The following is a 14,504-nucleotide window of genomic DNA, read 5'->3' as shown; positions in this document are numbered from 1 at the left end:
GCCCTCCCCACGTCGGTTCATGGACGCCCGGCATCGATCTCCAGCACGTCGTCCACATCACGACGAGGCGTGGCGGGGACCGAGGGGCCGTACCCGAGGCGGAGCAGCATCTGAGGAAACGAAGCGTTCGACCCGGAACGCGGATCACGCAACAACCAGCGAAGTCCCGCGTGCTCGAGCGCTTGCGAGTTGAGTGACGTGGACAGTCCTCCGGCCGTTGCCCGCAGCAGTACCCGCTCCAGAGCCTGGCCGGCCACCAGCCAGTCCTGCGGGCGGTCCTGGGGCGTCCCCAGTACAGCAAGACACGGTGAGTGCTCGAAGACAGCGGATCGCCGGTCCGGCGTGGGCCGCCCGAAAGCGAAGTCTCTTACCGGTGCCCGGCCTCCGTGACGACGCGGTCCGAAAGCAGAGGTGGGAATGCCATCCGGTGCACCCGCGCCCGCCCCCGTCCACTTCGCGATTTCCTCCCGTTCCTCCAGTGACAGGTGCTCGTCCTGCTCAGCCTCCTCCACCACGTCCAATACCGCCTCCACGTGCCACGCACCAAGCACGGACAGGCTGGCCCCCTCTGCTTCGGCCGCCTCGCGGAGCGCGCCGAGCAGGGCCGGGGGAACCGGCTCCTCCGCGAAAGGCTCCCTGCTGCTGCGCCGCCTGCCGATCGCCGTGTACAGGTCTGTGACGTTGTCGGAGGCCGTCGGCGCGGCGAAGTGGACGCGCGCGAGGAGACCGGGATCAGCCGGATCCGGCAAGGGACGGATCCGCGTCGACCACCCGGCGTGGGCGGCGGCCACGCGAAGATTGAAGAGCGCGGCACCGCAGCCCACGTGCATGCCGCGGTTGTCGGCGTCGGTGCGCGGCATCGACCGTGTCATGTCGAGACGCAGATACAGAAGCCCGCTCGTCGGCACGTACCGGAACTGCCACGGCTGAGCATTGTGCATGGAAGGGGCCAGGATGGCGTCGCTCACCCACGCGGTCACCTCCGCAGGATCGGCATGTCGGGTCGACATCAGAATTCCTTCCGGCCAGCTCACGGATGGGGAACGATTGCGACAGGTGATGCGGCGTGATGGATAACCGCGTGCGCGACATGCCCGAGCCGGGGTCCGACGGCAAACGGCCGCTCGCGACGGCCTACGATCACCAGATCGGCGTCGGATGAGGCGTACACCAGCTCCGCCCCAGGGGCTCCCATCACCACGCCAACCTGCGCGGTGACCTCCGGGAACCGTTGCCTCCACGGCGTGACGGCCTGTTCCAGTGTCTTCAAGATCCTGTCCGCGAGCTCGTTGCCCAAGCCGGGATCGGCAGTCTGTGCGGCCGCGTAGGTGGGTGGCAGGGCCCAGGCATGCAGAATCCGGAGCCTGCAATGACGCCGTGCTGCCTCACTGAAGCCGAATCCCAGGAGGGACTCGTCGGCTTCTGAACGTCTGATGTCCACACCGAGCAGAAGCTGTCCCGGCGGATGTTTGATGGGTGCTTCCTGCTCCCCCCGGGCGGTCTTCCCACCGCGGACAAGCACTACGGGGCAGGGCGCGGCCGCCGCCACGGGCAGCGACGTGGTGCCGACGACGAAGCCCGCGAGGCGATCCAGCCCTTGCGACCCCAGCACCAGCAGGTCCATGCTCCCCGGCGTGCCGGCCTCGGCCAGGAGTGCCTTGGAAGCGAGACCCATGCCGCTCACGTTCTCCGCGCTGACGGCCAGGCCCGGATGCGCGCGTTCGACTCCAGCCGATGCCGCCTCCAGCATGCTCTCGAATCCGAGGGAGCCCTTCGGCTCCGACTGAGGATCGTTGCCGGGAGGCCAGGGCGCGACGTGTTCGACGTCTTCAGGCGGCACCGGCCGGTCCTGAACGTGGATGATCCGGAGCGGCACCTCCCGCAGTACAGCCTCCTTCGCAGCCCAGTTCACGGCCGCGAAACTTTCGGGCGAGCCGTTCAGCCCTACTGTCACACCGGCTGGCATGTCGCTCTCCTTTCAGCGAAGGATGGCGCGTTCCTGAGGAGCGAGACCACAGGAGCGCACGTCGGGCTTCGTTCTTGCACATCACCGCCGCTCCGACTGTCCGCGGGAAGGTCGGCTCGGATCAGCCGCTGCCGACGAGGCATGCGAGAAGCTCGTGTCCTGTTCACGGATCCCCCGGGCACGACGCTCCTCGATGTCACTCTCGAGATGGCTGCGGACACCGGAGGTCAGCTCCCTGAGCCGGGCGGAAGTGGCGGGGAGGGGCGATTTCGGCTCCTCGATCCGGCAGGCGTCGCCTGGGAGCGCGGCCAGATCCTTGATGAAGCGCTGGTGCGCCGCGGCCAGGGTGTCCGGCTCCGCGACACGGCGCCCCGACTCCATCACCTTCTGGAGTACATCTTCCCGGCCGTCGGGTACTGCCTCGTCAGCCAGCGCTATCACGTCGTCCAGGCCGTCCGCCCGCAGAATCTGCTTGCGTCCGGGCGCCGTGACCTTGGCGGCGGAAAGCTTCATGACCGGCATGCTGTCGTACTCCACCAACTTGTACGCCGAGTCGAGGTAGGGAGCGTCGGCCGAGGTTCCGACCTTGGTGCCGACGGCATAGACGTCTATGGGGGCGTCAGCTCGTACGAGGCGGTCGATCCGGTATTCGTCGAGGCCGCCGCTTGCGATGACGGCGACTTCGGGCAGGCCTGACCGGTCCAGGATGCCGCGTGCCTGGCGGGCCAGGGCTTCCAGGTCGCCACTGTCGAGACGGACTGCGCAGCCCTTGCCACGCTGGAGGGTGTTGAGCACACGGGCCGCCGTGATGACACCGTTGAACGTGTCGTAGGTGTCCACCAGGAGTGTGACCGGCCCGGGAGTGCTGCGCGCGAACGCCAGGAAAGCCGCCTCCTCGTCGCCGAACGCCTCGATGTACGAATGCGCCATCGTGCCGGACGCGCGCGTCTTCCAGCGAAGTGCGGCGGCGACGTTGCTGGTGCCCGCGAATCCGACCATGGTGCTGACCCGGGCAGCCTGCATTCCCGCCTCCGGGCCGTGGCTCCGGCGCAGCGAGAAGTCGATGACGGGATGCTCCGCCGCGGCCAGGACACACCGGGCAGCCTTCGACGCGACAGCTGTCTGGTGACTGATCTGGCTCAGCAGCCATGTCTCCACGATCTGTGCTTGTGGCAGGGAAGCGGTGACTTCGAGCAACGGCTCACCCGTCAGAACGATCCGTCCTTCGGGTACCGCGCGGACCTCGCCCTCGAAGCGGAGACCGATGAGAGCCCGCACGTCCTGTTCACTGCGCCCCAGAGCCGAGGCGAAATCCCGTGCGTCCTCTTCGGTCACCTCGAAATCGGTGAGGAAACTGAGAATCGGCTCCAGCCCCGCGCTGACCAGGAAACCGCGGTCCCGGGGCAGATCACGCACGAACAGGCTGAAGGTCGCTTGCCGGGTCATGCCCTCCCGCAGATAGGAGAGAGCCATCGTCGCCTCGTACAGATCCGTGGTGGTCGCGTGCGACATGGCTTACCACTTCTCATCGACAGGCACCGGACCCCGCTCCGCCCTGGAGGGGCCTTTCTCCACATCCAGGCTCGTGCGAAGGCGCACCGGATGTACAGGGCCGAGTGGGTACCTCGGCAAGCTGAACAACAGCGTGCACCAGGGACTGTCGGCCCGCGGAGCGGGCCTCGTGACCCCTGCCCCGCAGTGGGTCACGAGGCCACCGTAGGTACGGGGCACACACTCGAGGAGGACGCATGACGCGTTCCGCTGAACAGGAGATCGTGGTCGGCATCGATCCACTCGACCCTTCGGTGCCGACGCTTGCTTGGGCTGCCGGGGAAGCGGGACGGAGGAATCGGTCTCTCCGGCTCGTGCTCGCCGTTCCTCCTCTTCACGACACGCAGCACGTCGATTCGGCGCCTGAGCGGATGTCGCTGCGGGCTCGAGGCCGACAAGCCCTGGAGTCCGCCCGTGAAACCGTTCTGCGTCTCCTTCCGGGGGCGCAGGTGGTGACCGAACTCACCTACGGTCGGCCCGCTGCGGTGCTGTGCCTTCGCTCAGAGGGCTCCGCCTGCATGGTCGTGGTCGGTTCGCAGCGTCTCAGTACTCCGGCAGAGCTCCTCAGCATGCGCTCGGTGGCCGCGCCGCTCAGCGCACAGGCAGCTTGCCCGGTCGTGGTCGTGCGGGCACCGGAGCACACGGCGGATCCTTCCGCCCGTCTCGTCGTAGGTGTGGACGGCAGCGAACCCTCCCTGGAAGCTGTGCGGTTCGCATTCGAGGAAGCCGGGCTGCGCCGGGCTGGGGTGCATGCCGTGCGAGTGTGGCAGCACCATGCCCTGGGTCTGAGGGAGGAGTACGACAGCGCGGAGCACGCACGGCTTCTCGCCACCACCCTCGCGGAGCAGGTCCAAGATCACCCTGGTGTGAACTGCACGCAAGAGGTGTGCAGCGGGCATCCTGTGGAAGAACTCGCACGGGCTTCTGCAGATGCCCTGGGCATCGTCGTCGGAAGACGCGGTAACGGTGGCTACACGGGCATGAGACTTGGTTCCGTGGCACACGGCCTTCTGCACCGGGCCGAGTGTCCTGTCATCACAGTGCCAGGTGCCGGCTGAGGTGTCCCCGTGAGACGGATCGTCCCGGTGTGCGAGGGACGGGCGGTCTACGGCTGCCGGAGACCGAGGCGGATGTCGACCACACCCTCGATCGCCCGTACGGCGCGCGCGACGAGTGGCACCATGGCCCGGTCGGGCAGCACTCCCCTCAGCGTGACGACTCCGTCGGCGACGCGGGCCTCAAGGCCTGCTGTGTCGGAGAGACCGGACAGGACCTCCGTGGCTTCCGCCGCTATGTCCTCGTCGGAGCGCAGGAACACCTTGAGAAGATCGCCTCTGCTGATGATCCCTTCCAACAGGCCGCCGCTGTCCACCACGGGCAGGCGTTTCACCTGCCGCCGCGCCATGATCCTGGCTGCCTCGCCCAGGGATGCGTCCGCGTGCACGGTGATCGCGGGACTCGACATGAGGTCTTCTGCGGATACGGCGTCCGCCTTGGCAGCGCCCACGGGCCGGCTTCCAGGCTCCGGCTCACCGCCGGGACGACTCTCCTCCTTGAGCAGCAGGTCGGCCTCCGAAACCACCCCGATGACCCGTCCCTCGCCGGCCAGCACCGGCAGAGCGCTGACCTTCCACTGGTCCAGGAGTTGCACGATCTCCTTGTACGAAGCACTGCTGCCCACGGCGATGGCTGTGTGGGTCATCAAGTCGCTCACAGTGCGCGGCGAGGTCCTCATCGCGATCTCCTTTTCGGACAGTCCCAGGGCGCCGACGTCCGGCCTGAGCCAGGTGAGCGCTCGGTCGGCGTCGGGTTGCTCAGGTACGGCGACTCCATTCGGGTTCCACTCTGCTCCACTCCGCCTCCCAGCCCGCCGATCGCCGGCGGTCGCAGGCGATCCGCAGGACGAGGGCTGCCAGGGCGCCGCTCCCGACGGCGACGGCCGCACTGCTCAACCCTGCCGTCACGGCCGTCGCCCACACGTCGTGGCCGTCGGACGGCGCCGAGGTGATCCGGCCGGACCGATCCAGCCAGACGGTCATGTGCTGCCCTCGTTCGGTGCCCGGAGGCGCCTGTGCCTGCGCCGTGACATGAGAGCCGTCGCTCGCGGTCCACCGAATCGGCACCGGGACGCGTTCCGAACGCCCCGACTCGTCCGTCCACGGCGAGGACTTGGCGGCATCCCGCAGAATCTCGGCTCTCACAGCATGGCGTGTCGCACGCTGCTGCTCGACCACGGACTGTTCATGGTGCAGTGCCGCCATCCCGTTCATCACCCCGAGGACCGACGCGCACGCGAACACGACGGCACAGAGGAGGAAACGCAGCCGGGTCTCGAGAACGTCGACGCCGCGTTTCAGCGGATTGTCGCCCCTGCCACGGCCCCAGCTCCCTGCACGCATCGGATCACGAGCCTTCAAGTGCCATGATTTCAGCGGCGACACCCCGCGCCCACGACTCCACGGCGTCGAAGTCGCGGAATTCGCCGCCGCGGCCCTCCTCCAGGACCATGCGTGCGACGCGGCCGCGAGCGCCCGTCTCGAGTCGGCCCCCGAACGTGATGTGGTCGCGGGCACGAACTCTGTCCATGGCCCTGCGCGCGCTCGGAACAGGCGGGATGTTCCTGTCGGAAGCCGAGCGATCCAGAGGCCCGCTGCTGAAAGCCCACACAGCCCGCCGTCGCAAGGCCTTACGGTGCCGTCGCGCCATGCGTGCTGCTTCACGGCGCCACCGGCCCATGTACAAAGCGCTACCGATCAGCACCGCGTCGTACTCGTCCACCGCGGTCACCTTCGAGGCAGGCAGGCAGTCTGCCTCCAGCCCCTCGTCCCGGAGAATCCCGACGATGAACTGGGCGAGCTCAGCGGTTGAACCGTACTTCGTCGCGTACGCGACCAGAACACGGTGGGGCACCGCACTTCATCACCTTTCGTGGAACACGATGGCGGAGTGGACGCAGCTGCCTCGCCACCTGCCACTACCCACCTTCCGCAACAGCGGGCGCACGGAAAAGGGGCCGTACGAACCCCGCGGGCGGACCGATCGGCCCTCCCGTACGGGCGAACGTACGGCGGCCGCCGAAATCTCGAGAGATGGGGCCGAAGGTCCCCCCGCTTTGCCCCGTCGGTCTCTCGGCCGCGACAGCACATCGGACCGACACTGATCCAAGGGCATCGGTATGAGATGGCGGGAGCGCCCCCGCTGCCTACGCACGTGCGGGCGGGAGCCGGAGTTCGGGCCCAAGGAGCGAGAACGATGCACGCATTCGTCTATCACGGCCCAGGCCAGGGCTCGTGGGAGTCCATGAGCGACCCGGGGATCGAGCAGCCGACCGATGCCGTGGTCCGGGTGGACGCGACCACGGTCTGCGTCGGTGACCTCCATGCTCTGCAGGGCGAGGTCTCCGACGTGCGGCCGGGGACCGTCCTGGGCCATGAAGCCGTCGGCGAAGTGCTGGACGTCGGTGCCGAGGTGCACGACATCGTGCCGGGAGACGACGTCATCGTCTCTTCCATTTCCTCCTGCGGTCACTGCATGGCCTGCTGGCAGGGTGTCTTCGGCCAGTGCACGCAAGGAGGGGGCTGTCTCCTGGGACGCGAGGTGGGCGGAACCCAAGCTGATTTCGTCCGAGTCCCCTTCGCTGACCACTCGGTCCACAAGCTTCCCTACGGCATGGATCGGGACACAGCTGTGCTGTTCTCCGAAGTCACGCCTGCCGCGTTCGAACTCGGTGTGCGCAACGGAAAGGTCCGCCCCGGAACCGTCGTGGTCGTGGTGGGGGCGGGGCCGATCGGCCTGGCCGCGATGATCATCGCGGGAATCTACTCCCCCGCCCGGGTGATCTCGGTGGATCTCTCCCCTCAGCGCCTGACCGCTGCGAGGAGCATGGGCGCCGATGACGCCGAACTTCCGGGACGCTTGATCGCGGACCTGTCGGAAGGCCCCGGAGCCGATGTCGTCATCGAGGCCGCAGGAAGCTCCGACAGCTTCGTCCTGTGCACACAGGTCGTACGTTCCGGCGGGCGTATCGCGAACATCGGCCTTCACGAGACCCCGGTCAGCCTGCACCTCGAACAACTGAGCCGAAAGAACATCACCATCAGCACCGGCCAGGTGGACACCTCCTCCATCTCCTGGCTCCTGGACGTGCTGACGCCCGAACACGTGGAAGCAATCTCACGGATCATCACACAGAGACGTGAAATCGAAGACATACGAGCTGCCTACGACATCGCATCCCGTGCGACCTCGACGAACGCGCTGCGCACGATCCTGCACCCGGGCCGTCAGTGATAGAAACCTTGGGCACGCCCGTGACGCTCCGGAGCGACTCTTATCATGTTCTCCTCGATGCAGAGTTTTCCCTGCGAGGATCTGGTCCTCGCCTACGAGGATGCGCTCCGCAGTGGCGCCGCCCTGACTTTCGCAGCAGAGCTGGCCGGACGACTTGGAGCAACGCTGCACGTGGTGCACGTCATCGATCTGAACGATTATCCGATCGACCCGGATCTGGCGGAATCCCCACAGGAGAGGAAATTCGTCGAGCGCGCGGCTGATCGTGCGTACCAGGAACTCTCCGACTTTCTTCAGAAATTCTCATGCGCCTGGACCTACAGCGTCGAAACAGGAAATCCGGTGCTGCGCATCAACCAGGCCGCTGAACGGCATGCTGCTTCAGCAATTGTCGCAGAGGCCTCCACCCCTGGCCTGGCCGGTATTTTTCACCGCTCCCTCAAAGGATCCGTACTCAAAGAACTGGTGAAAAGCGCACGGAGAGTGATCATAGTTGTCCCGCGACACATGCGTCCTTGATGCCTGAACCGCACTCCGGAATCCAGGGCGCGCCAGGGCGGCCGAGAGAATCAGCAGCGGTCTGTTCGAAGCAGACCCGTCATGGCCCAGCAGGTGGCTGTGTACCACCGGAACGCCCCGGTCCACCGGCCCGTGTGCCCAGCGGAGGCGGTGCGGGCTCGCGTACGCGCGACCGCACCGCTCCGTGCCCCCAGCTCGCGGCCCATCCAGGCCGACCACATCCCTTGGAGCCACCGTGGCCCCTCCCGTCCTCACTTCGGTCGTACCCACCACAGGTCCGGCGGCGGGCACATCGGCCACGTACCGGAAGGACAACATGTCCGCCGGCCCGTCGAGCGCGGACAGCTCGTCCGGACCCTCTCGGGTGACCGCCCCGTTCCGGTGCCCGCATCCGCCCAGCAGCGCCACGCAGACGTTCACCGCCACACTCACGGCAAAGAATCTTCGCCCCATACCCCTGCCCATGGCTGCGGCCCCTCCCCGAGATTGATCGTCAGCGGAGAGTATCTGGTGGCACGACGTCGGTTCGATGAGCTTTCATCGCAATGGCCCGCACCCGGCGCCAGTTCCGATTGACCACCCGCAGGGGAGAAGCTCGTGAGCGTTTCACCGTTCGACCAGACCGGACGCTTCTGGCGAGGCAATCTGCACACCCACTCCGACCGGTCCGACGGAGCCCTGTCCCCCGCCGAGACGGTGGCGCACTACCGGCAGGCCGGATACGACTTCCTGGCCCTCACCGACCACTTCCGCAGCGAGTACGGCTTCCCGTTGACCGACACTCGGTCGCTGCGCAAGCCTGACTTCACCACCCTGCTCGGAGCAGAGCTCCACGCCCCGCGCACCGAGGCCGGGCCGTCGTGGCACATCGTCGCCGTCGGCCTGCCCCTGGACTTCACCCCGCCCACACCCGGGGAGAGCGGCCCACAGCTGGCACGCCGGGCACGCGCTGCGGGTGCGTATGTCGGCATGGCCCACCCCGCAGCATCCCTGCTCTCCACTGCAGACGCCGAGAGCCTGGACGCCGCACACGCCGTCGAGGTCTACAACGCGCTCGCAGACCGGGAGGACCGCGGTGACAGCTGGCACATCACCGATGTCCTGCTGAACCGCGGACACCGACTCCACGCCTTCGCCGCAGACGACGCCCATTTGCAGCCCCAGGACCCGCCGGGCTGCGCCGCCTGGGTCCAGGTGCGCAGCGAGACCCTGACCCCGCAGGCGCTCCTGACGGCCCTCAAGGCGGGTCACTACTACTCCAGCACCGGGCCCGAGCTGCACGACGTCCAGCTGACGGGCCACCAGCTCACGGTGCACTGCTCTCCGGCGACCAAGGTCATGGTCACCGGCGGCGCCCCAGGGGGACAGGTGCAGCAGGGGACGGACCTCACGGAGTGCACGCTGCCGGTACAGATGTTCAGCGGCAGGCACTGCCGCATCACGATCGAGGACGCCGCCGGCGGCCGCGCGTGGACCAACCCCATCCACCTCGAAGCAACCGTCGCGTAGTTGCTCAAACACGCGGGTTCGGCCGACCGGTCCCGCGAAGGGGTCACCGCACCGTGTTTGCAGCGACGGTCGCGGGCCGGGCCTGGTGCCGGCGGCACGGCCCGCCACCCGCCACGACGTCGGACGCGTCCCTGACCCCGGTGAGGCATACAACCGCCCACCACGCCACAAGTTCGGTACCAAACTCCGGAGAATCGGTTGAACAGCCAGGTCAGGTCCTCTACGGCCGAGCGGCAACAGCATCGGCGCCAGACTCCCGCAGCGTGCGGGCCGGCAACTGCGTCTCAGGCATCGTGCCTGCGTGGGCTCCCGCCAAGACCTCCCTCAGCGGGGTCTTGACGCCCGACAGAAGCATGCCGAGTTCTGCACGCATACCCCCTCATGATCGCGGCGTTCCTCGCTGATGGATCCACCTGGAGGCGGGTCGGTCCCGCTCGGAGTGCAGCTTCGAGAACGGTACCTGCAACAACCACTTACGCGTCAGGATGCTCCGGCAGGGCGAGCCAGTCCGACCAGGAGATCTCGCGCCCGAGGAAGCGCGGCTGCTCGAACGGCCAGTCGGCGGCGATCCACTGCGGCACCAGCGCGTCGAGGGCCTGCTCGACCTTGCTGCCCACCAGCTCGTCCACCACCCACCAGGAGATCTCGCCGTCCGCACCGGCTCTCTCCGGCGGGTCGATGTAGACACAGCCGAGCAGAGCTGTCTCCGCCGCGTCGAACAGCGCGTAATTGAAGGACTGGTGTGCGGCACTCTCCTTCTCGTGCCGCAGCAGGTCGGCCTGGTCGGCCTCGTAGGTCATGGTGGCCGCGGGCCAGCCCCAGGCCGGACCGAAGATGGTCCACAGGCGCTCACGCGAACCCATCACAGCCGGATAGTCGAGCGGGGTGTCCGCCTCCCGGATCGGCCGCAGGTGATGACCACCGCCCGGCAGCAGTACCAGGACGGGGTGGACGAAGTCATCGGGAAGCCAGCTCATGGCGTCCGACCGTAGCAGCGCGCGGCCGCCCGCTCCTCTGGGATTTCCCCGCATACCTGGACCGTCCCCGACGCGCAGGCGGCGATGCCAGGCGCCTTGCCCTTACCCAGCTGAACCGCCAAGGGCCGGTCACCCAGGAGGAGCTGGGGCGGCTCGACCGGGAGGCGTGTCCGGCCGTGGTGCGCGACGCCGGGACGTGCCCCGGCTCCGAGGGCCGACTCGGGCGGTGTGGGATCCTTCCCTCGGCAACCCGCTCTTCCCCCTCGAACTCGCCCTGGGGCCCCTCGGCGACGAAGCCCCGGACCGGGTGCGCCAGTTGGTCTGCACGACGGGCGAGGCGCCTTTGCCGGCCGCGTGAGCTGGAGTCGGCCGACCAGGGACCTCCCCCCACGGAGCTTCGCTGTCTTCAGGATTGCACGGTCTCGTTCCTGTGCTTCCCGAACAGTGCGTGGGGCGGTGCGGGTGCGTCCGGTGGGAGGGGCGTCGGGGTGCGGGGGTCCCAGCGCGTTCATCGACCGAGAGCCATCGGCGTGACTGGTGCCGTGCAACAAATAGGGTGAGGAGCATGAGCCAGACTCCCGTCGACCCCGTCGCGCACAACCGCCTTGCCTGGGACCGCGAGGTGGAGAAGGGCAACGAGTGGTCACGCCCGGTCGGCCCCGAGGTGATCAAGAAGGCGCGGGCCGGCCAGTGGTCCATCGTCCTGATCGGGTACGAGCCGGTCGACCCGGCCTGGTTCCCGCCGGAGATCGCCGGTCGCGACGTGCTCTGCCTCGCCTCCGGCGGCGGGCAGCAGGGTCCGGTGCTGGCCGCGGCGGGCGCGCGGGTGACCGTCTTCGACAACTCGCCCCGCCAGCTGGCGCAGGACGAGATGGTCGCGGCGCGGGAAGGGCTCGACCTGCGCACCGTCCTCGGCGACGCGCGCGACCTGAGCCCGTTCCCGGACGCCTCGTTCGACCTTGTCGTCCACCCGGTCTCCAACCTGTTCATCCCGGAGCCGGCACCGGTCTGGCGCGAGTGCCACCGCGTGCTGCGTCCCGGTGGGACCCTGCTGTCCGGCTTCCTCAACCCGGATGTCTACCTCTTCGATGCCGAGTCCATGGAGGCGCGCGGCGAGTTGATGGTGCGCCACCGCCTGCCCTACAGCGACCTCACCCACCTGGAGCCCGCCGAGCGGGAACGGATGTGGGGCCTCGACGCGCCGGTGGAGTACAGCCACACGCTCACCGAGCAGCTCGGCGGGCAGATCGCGGCGGGCTTCGCCATCACCGGCTTCGCCGAGGCGCCGCACCACTCGGAGGCCACGGCCGGCTGGCTCTCCGGCTACTTCGCCACGAAGGCGGTCAAGGCCGGCGCCGGTCACGGATCCTCCACCGGCCCGCCCAGGTCAGTGACAAGGCCGGCGGAGTGCGGGTGAAGTGCGGAGTGCCGTGCTCATCCGTGATGTCGTCCAGGCGGTTCGACCACCACGGTTTCACCGACCGGAAGTGGGGCCAGGGGGTTCGCCGTTCCCTGTAACGGGGCGGCGTGGACACACGCGAAACGACCGGTGGGTAGCACTGTTCACCACGCAGTTACAGGGTGCACGGGGGGGAACCCGCTGTCGGCGCAGTTCGTGGCCACCCACTCCCCCACGTATCGGCATTGAGCGTCCGAGGCGGTTCGCACCCGCACCCACGGGGGGCTGCGATCCCTTCGGCCAGTGTCACCACGCTCGTGATGCCTAGCGAAACATGGAGCTGTCAGGGGTGAGGCGGAGTGCCGCCGCATGCGCCGGCCGTAGCCGCGGCCGTGCAGGCGGCGCGCACGAAGGCGGCCACCGCCGGTGAGCGTGCGTCCTGGGGCCAGGCGACGGCGAACGTGGCGTCGGGCAGGTCGCTGACCGGCCGGTAGGCGATCTGGGATCTGGGGTAGCGCCGGGCGACCGAGGACGGGGTGACGAACACGATGCTGCCGGTTTCGACCAGACTGAAGATCTCCGACAGGTTCGACGCAGGCTGCGCCATCCCGGCGCGGGGCTCGGTGGGCCTGCCGTGGTCGGCCGGAGTGCCGCCCAGAAGCACTCGGTCGGCCAGATCGGCCAGAGACAGTTCGGTCCGGGCCGCGAGCGGGTCGGTGGCGGAAAGAGCGAGCAGGACCGGTTCGGTCAGCAGCGGCTCGCTGTCCAGGCCACGGCCGTCGAAGGGGCACAGGACGAGAGCCACGTCGGCCAGGCCGTCGCGCAGGACCTGCGGCTGCTCGCCGAATCCTCCGAGCACGAGCTCCGGCGGCAGGGCCGCGCTGTCGGCGCCGTAGGTGGCCAGGATCTGCGGCAGCAGACCGCCGTCGACGTCGGCTTTGAGCGCGATCCGCAACCGTTGCGTCGCACTTCCCGCCTGCCGGGCCCGGTGGGCGGCGGCGGTGACCGCCTCCAGGGCCGTGCGGGCGTCGCGCAGCAGGACATCTCCTGCGGGGGTGAGCTTGACCTTCCGGGTGGTGCGCTCGAACAACGCGACGCCGAGTTGACGTTCAAGGCCCCGGATCGCACGGGAGAGCGGGGGCTGCGCCATGCCCAGCCGCTCGGCGGCGCGTCCGAAGTGCAGTGCTTCCGCGACTGCGACGAAGTACCGCAGTTGCCGCACTTCCAGATCACTCATATCGCCAGGGTATCAATGGCGACCGATCCGGTCCTTCACGCCTGTGATCACGTCAGGTTGACTCGAAACCAGCGACACCCCGTATGGGGATGTGTCAGCAATGATCTCTTGTGGAGGTATTCGTGATCGTCGTGACGACACCGACCGGTGACATCGGCGGGCAGGTGCTGGATCGTCTCCTGAACAGCGGTGAGGCGGTGCGCGTGATCGCCCGCGACTCCTCTCGGCTGCCCGAGCGCGTGCAGGCGCACGTCGAGGTGATCGAGGGCTCCCACAGCGACGCCGGCACCATCACCAAGGCGCTGGAGGGCGCCCACAGCCTGTTCTGGCTCGTGCCGCCGGCCGGGCCCGACAACGCCGAGACCGCCAGGCGCTACTACCTCCAATTCGCTCAGGCCGCCGGCCGGGAGGCCGCGCGCCACGACGTGCGGGTCGTCGGCGTCACCTCTCTCGGCCACGGTTACCCGGGCGAGGCCGGACTCCTGTCCGCCGCGCTGGCCACGGACGAAGTGTTCGAGAACTCCGGTGCCCCCTACCGGGCCCTGGCCCTGCCGTTCTTCATGGAGAACCTGCTGCGCCAGGCCCCTGTCATGAAGGAACAGGGCGCCTTCTCCATGGCCAATGCCGCCGGCCGGCCGCTGCCGATCGTCGCCACCCGCGATGTCGCCGCCAGTGCGGCCACGCTCCTGATGGACACCACCTGGCACGGCCAGGCCCGCATCCCCCTGGTCAGCCCTGACGACCTGACCCCTGACACCATGGCCGAGGTCATCTCCGAGGTGTTGGGCCACACGGTCCACTACCACCAGGTCCCGCTCGCGGACTTCCAGGCCGCGATGGCGCAGCGCGGCATGAGCCGGACGGCAGTGCAGGACTTCGCAAGCATGGTCGCAGCACAGAACAACGGCATCTACGAGGCCGAGCCCCGCGGCACCGCGTCCGTCACCGCCACCGGTTTCCGCCAGTGGTGCAAGGAAGTCCTCAAGCCCGCCGCCCAAGCCTGACCACGGCGCCCGCGTCATGCTCAGCAGGGGATGGTCTCACCGATGACGAGGG

15 protein-coding genes are annotated in these 14,504 nt (G+C 68.4%); 7 read left to right on the top strand and 8 right to left on the bottom strand.

Annotated features, from left to right (window positions below):
- Positions 1-17: 17 nt before the first annotated feature.
- The 3 genes from ACFYQ6_RS09560 to ACFYQ6_RS09550 form a co-directional block, all read right to left on the bottom strand.
- Positions 18-1,010: an Acg family FMN-binding oxidoreductase gene (locus ACFYQ6_RS09560; RefSeq protein WP_388762059.1), complete on the bottom strand. Its 993-nt coding sequence runs from the start codon at positions 1,008-1,010 to the stop codon at positions 18-20.
- A 20-nt stretch (positions 1,011-1,030) separates the two neighbouring features.
- A complete protein-coding gene (locus ACFYQ6_RS09555) occupies positions 1,031-1,966 on the bottom strand; it encodes a universal stress protein (protein WP_388762056.1) in 936 nt (311 codons plus the stop codon).
- An 81-nt stretch (positions 1,967-2,047) separates the two neighbouring features.
- Complete coding sequence (locus tag ACFYQ6_RS09550; protein WP_361577075.1) at positions 2,048-3,478, bottom strand: nicotinate phosphoribosyltransferase; 1,431 nt, start codon at positions 3,476-3,478, stop codon at positions 2,048-2,050.
- Positions 3,479-3,714: 236 nt separating this feature from the next.
- Here ACFYQ6_RS09550 and ACFYQ6_RS09545 point away from each other — a divergent pair, with 236 nt between their 5' ends.
- Positions 3,715-4,575: a universal stress protein gene (locus ACFYQ6_RS09545; RefSeq protein WP_388762053.1), complete on the top strand. Its 861-nt coding sequence runs from the start codon at positions 3,715-3,717 to the stop codon at positions 4,573-4,575.
- A 47-nt stretch (positions 4,576-4,622) separates the two neighbouring features.
- On the opposite strand, the gene ACFYQ6_RS09540 is transcribed toward ACFYQ6_RS09545, so the two are convergent.
- From ACFYQ6_RS09540 to ACFYQ6_RS09530, 3 genes are all read right to left on the bottom strand, one after another.
- Positions 4,623-5,252, bottom strand: coding sequence for a CBS domain-containing protein (locus ACFYQ6_RS09540; protein WP_388762050.1), 630 nt, complete (start codon positions 5,250-5,252; stop codon positions 4,623-4,625).
- A gap of 79 nt (positions 5,253-5,331) precedes the next feature.
- Positions 5,332-5,916 (bottom strand): hypothetical protein, encoded by a 585-nt coding sequence (locus ACFYQ6_RS09535; protein ID WP_361577066.1) that lies wholly within the window; start codon positions 5,914-5,916, stop codon positions 5,332-5,334.
- Positions 5,917-5,920: 4 nt separating this feature from the next.
- A complete protein-coding gene (locus tag ACFYQ6_RS09530) occupies positions 5,921-6,427 on the bottom strand; it encodes a flavodoxin domain-containing protein (RefSeq protein ID WP_388762047.1) in 507 nt (168 codons plus the stop codon).
- A gap of 342 nt (positions 6,428-6,769) precedes the next feature.
- Here ACFYQ6_RS09530 and ACFYQ6_RS09525 point away from each other — a divergent pair, with 342 nt between their 5' ends.
- The 3 genes from ACFYQ6_RS09525 (at position 6,770) to ACFYQ6_RS09515 (ending at position 9,835) form a co-directional block, all read left to right on the top strand.
- Positions 6,770-7,807 (top strand): alcohol dehydrogenase catalytic domain-containing protein, encoded by a 1,038-nt coding sequence (locus ACFYQ6_RS09525; RefSeq protein ID WP_388762045.1) that lies wholly within the window; start codon positions 6,770-6,772, stop codon positions 7,805-7,807.
- A gap of 45 nt (positions 7,808-7,852) precedes the next feature.
- Complete coding sequence (locus ACFYQ6_RS09520; protein WP_388762042.1) at positions 7,853-8,326, top strand: universal stress protein; 474 nt, start codon at positions 7,853-7,855, stop codon at positions 8,324-8,326.
- A 597-nt stretch (positions 8,327-8,923) separates the two neighbouring features.
- Complete coding sequence (locus tag ACFYQ6_RS09515; RefSeq protein ID WP_361577054.1) at positions 8,924-9,835, top strand: CehA/McbA family metallohydrolase; 912 nt, start codon at positions 8,924-8,926, stop codon at positions 9,833-9,835.
- 473 nt (positions 9,836-10,308) lie between these two features.
- Here ACFYQ6_RS09515 and ACFYQ6_RS09510 read toward each other — a convergent pair whose 3' ends face one another.
- Positions 10,309-10,812, bottom strand: coding sequence for an N-acetyltransferase (locus ACFYQ6_RS09510; RefSeq protein ID WP_361577051.1), 504 nt, complete (start codon positions 10,810-10,812; stop codon positions 10,309-10,311).
- A gap of 226 nt (positions 10,813-11,038) precedes the next feature.
- On the opposite strand from ACFYQ6_RS09510, the gene ACFYQ6_RS09505 reads away from it, so the two are divergent.
- Complete coding sequence (locus tag ACFYQ6_RS09505) at positions 11,039-11,170, top strand: hypothetical protein (RefSeq protein WP_388762038.1); 132 nt, start codon at positions 11,039-11,041, stop codon at positions 11,168-11,170.
- 207 nt (positions 11,171-11,377) lie between these two features.
- The gene (locus ACFYQ6_RS09500) at positions 11,378-12,229 is read left to right on the top strand and encodes a class I SAM-dependent methyltransferase (protein WP_388762036.1); all 852 of its coding nucleotides are present in this window, start codon (positions 11,378-11,380) and stop codon (positions 12,227-12,229) included.
- Positions 12,230-12,554: 325 nt separating this feature from the next.
- Here ACFYQ6_RS09500 and ACFYQ6_RS09495 read toward each other — a convergent pair whose 3' ends face one another.
- Entirely contained in the window at positions 12,555-13,448 is an 894-nt protein-coding gene (locus tag ACFYQ6_RS09495; RefSeq protein WP_361577045.1) for a LysR family transcriptional regulator, read from the bottom strand.
- Positions 13,449-13,558: 110 nt separating this feature from the next.
- On the opposite strand from ACFYQ6_RS09495, the gene ACFYQ6_RS09490 reads away from it, so the two are divergent.
- Complete coding sequence (locus tag ACFYQ6_RS09490; RefSeq protein WP_388762033.1) at positions 13,559-14,452, top strand: NmrA family NAD(P)-binding protein; 894 nt, start codon at positions 13,559-13,561, stop codon at positions 14,450-14,452.
- The last annotated feature ends 52 nt before the right edge of the window (positions 14,453-14,504 follow it).

The sequence above is a fragment of the Streptomyces sp. NPDC005494 genome (assembly GCF_042872025.1).
Taxonomy (GTDB): Bacteria; Actinomycetota; Actinomycetes; order Streptomycetales; family Streptomycetaceae; genus Streptomyces.
The sequence above is the reverse complement of the archived record's forward strand: the minus strand, read 5'-3'. Positions and strand labels throughout refer to the sequence as shown.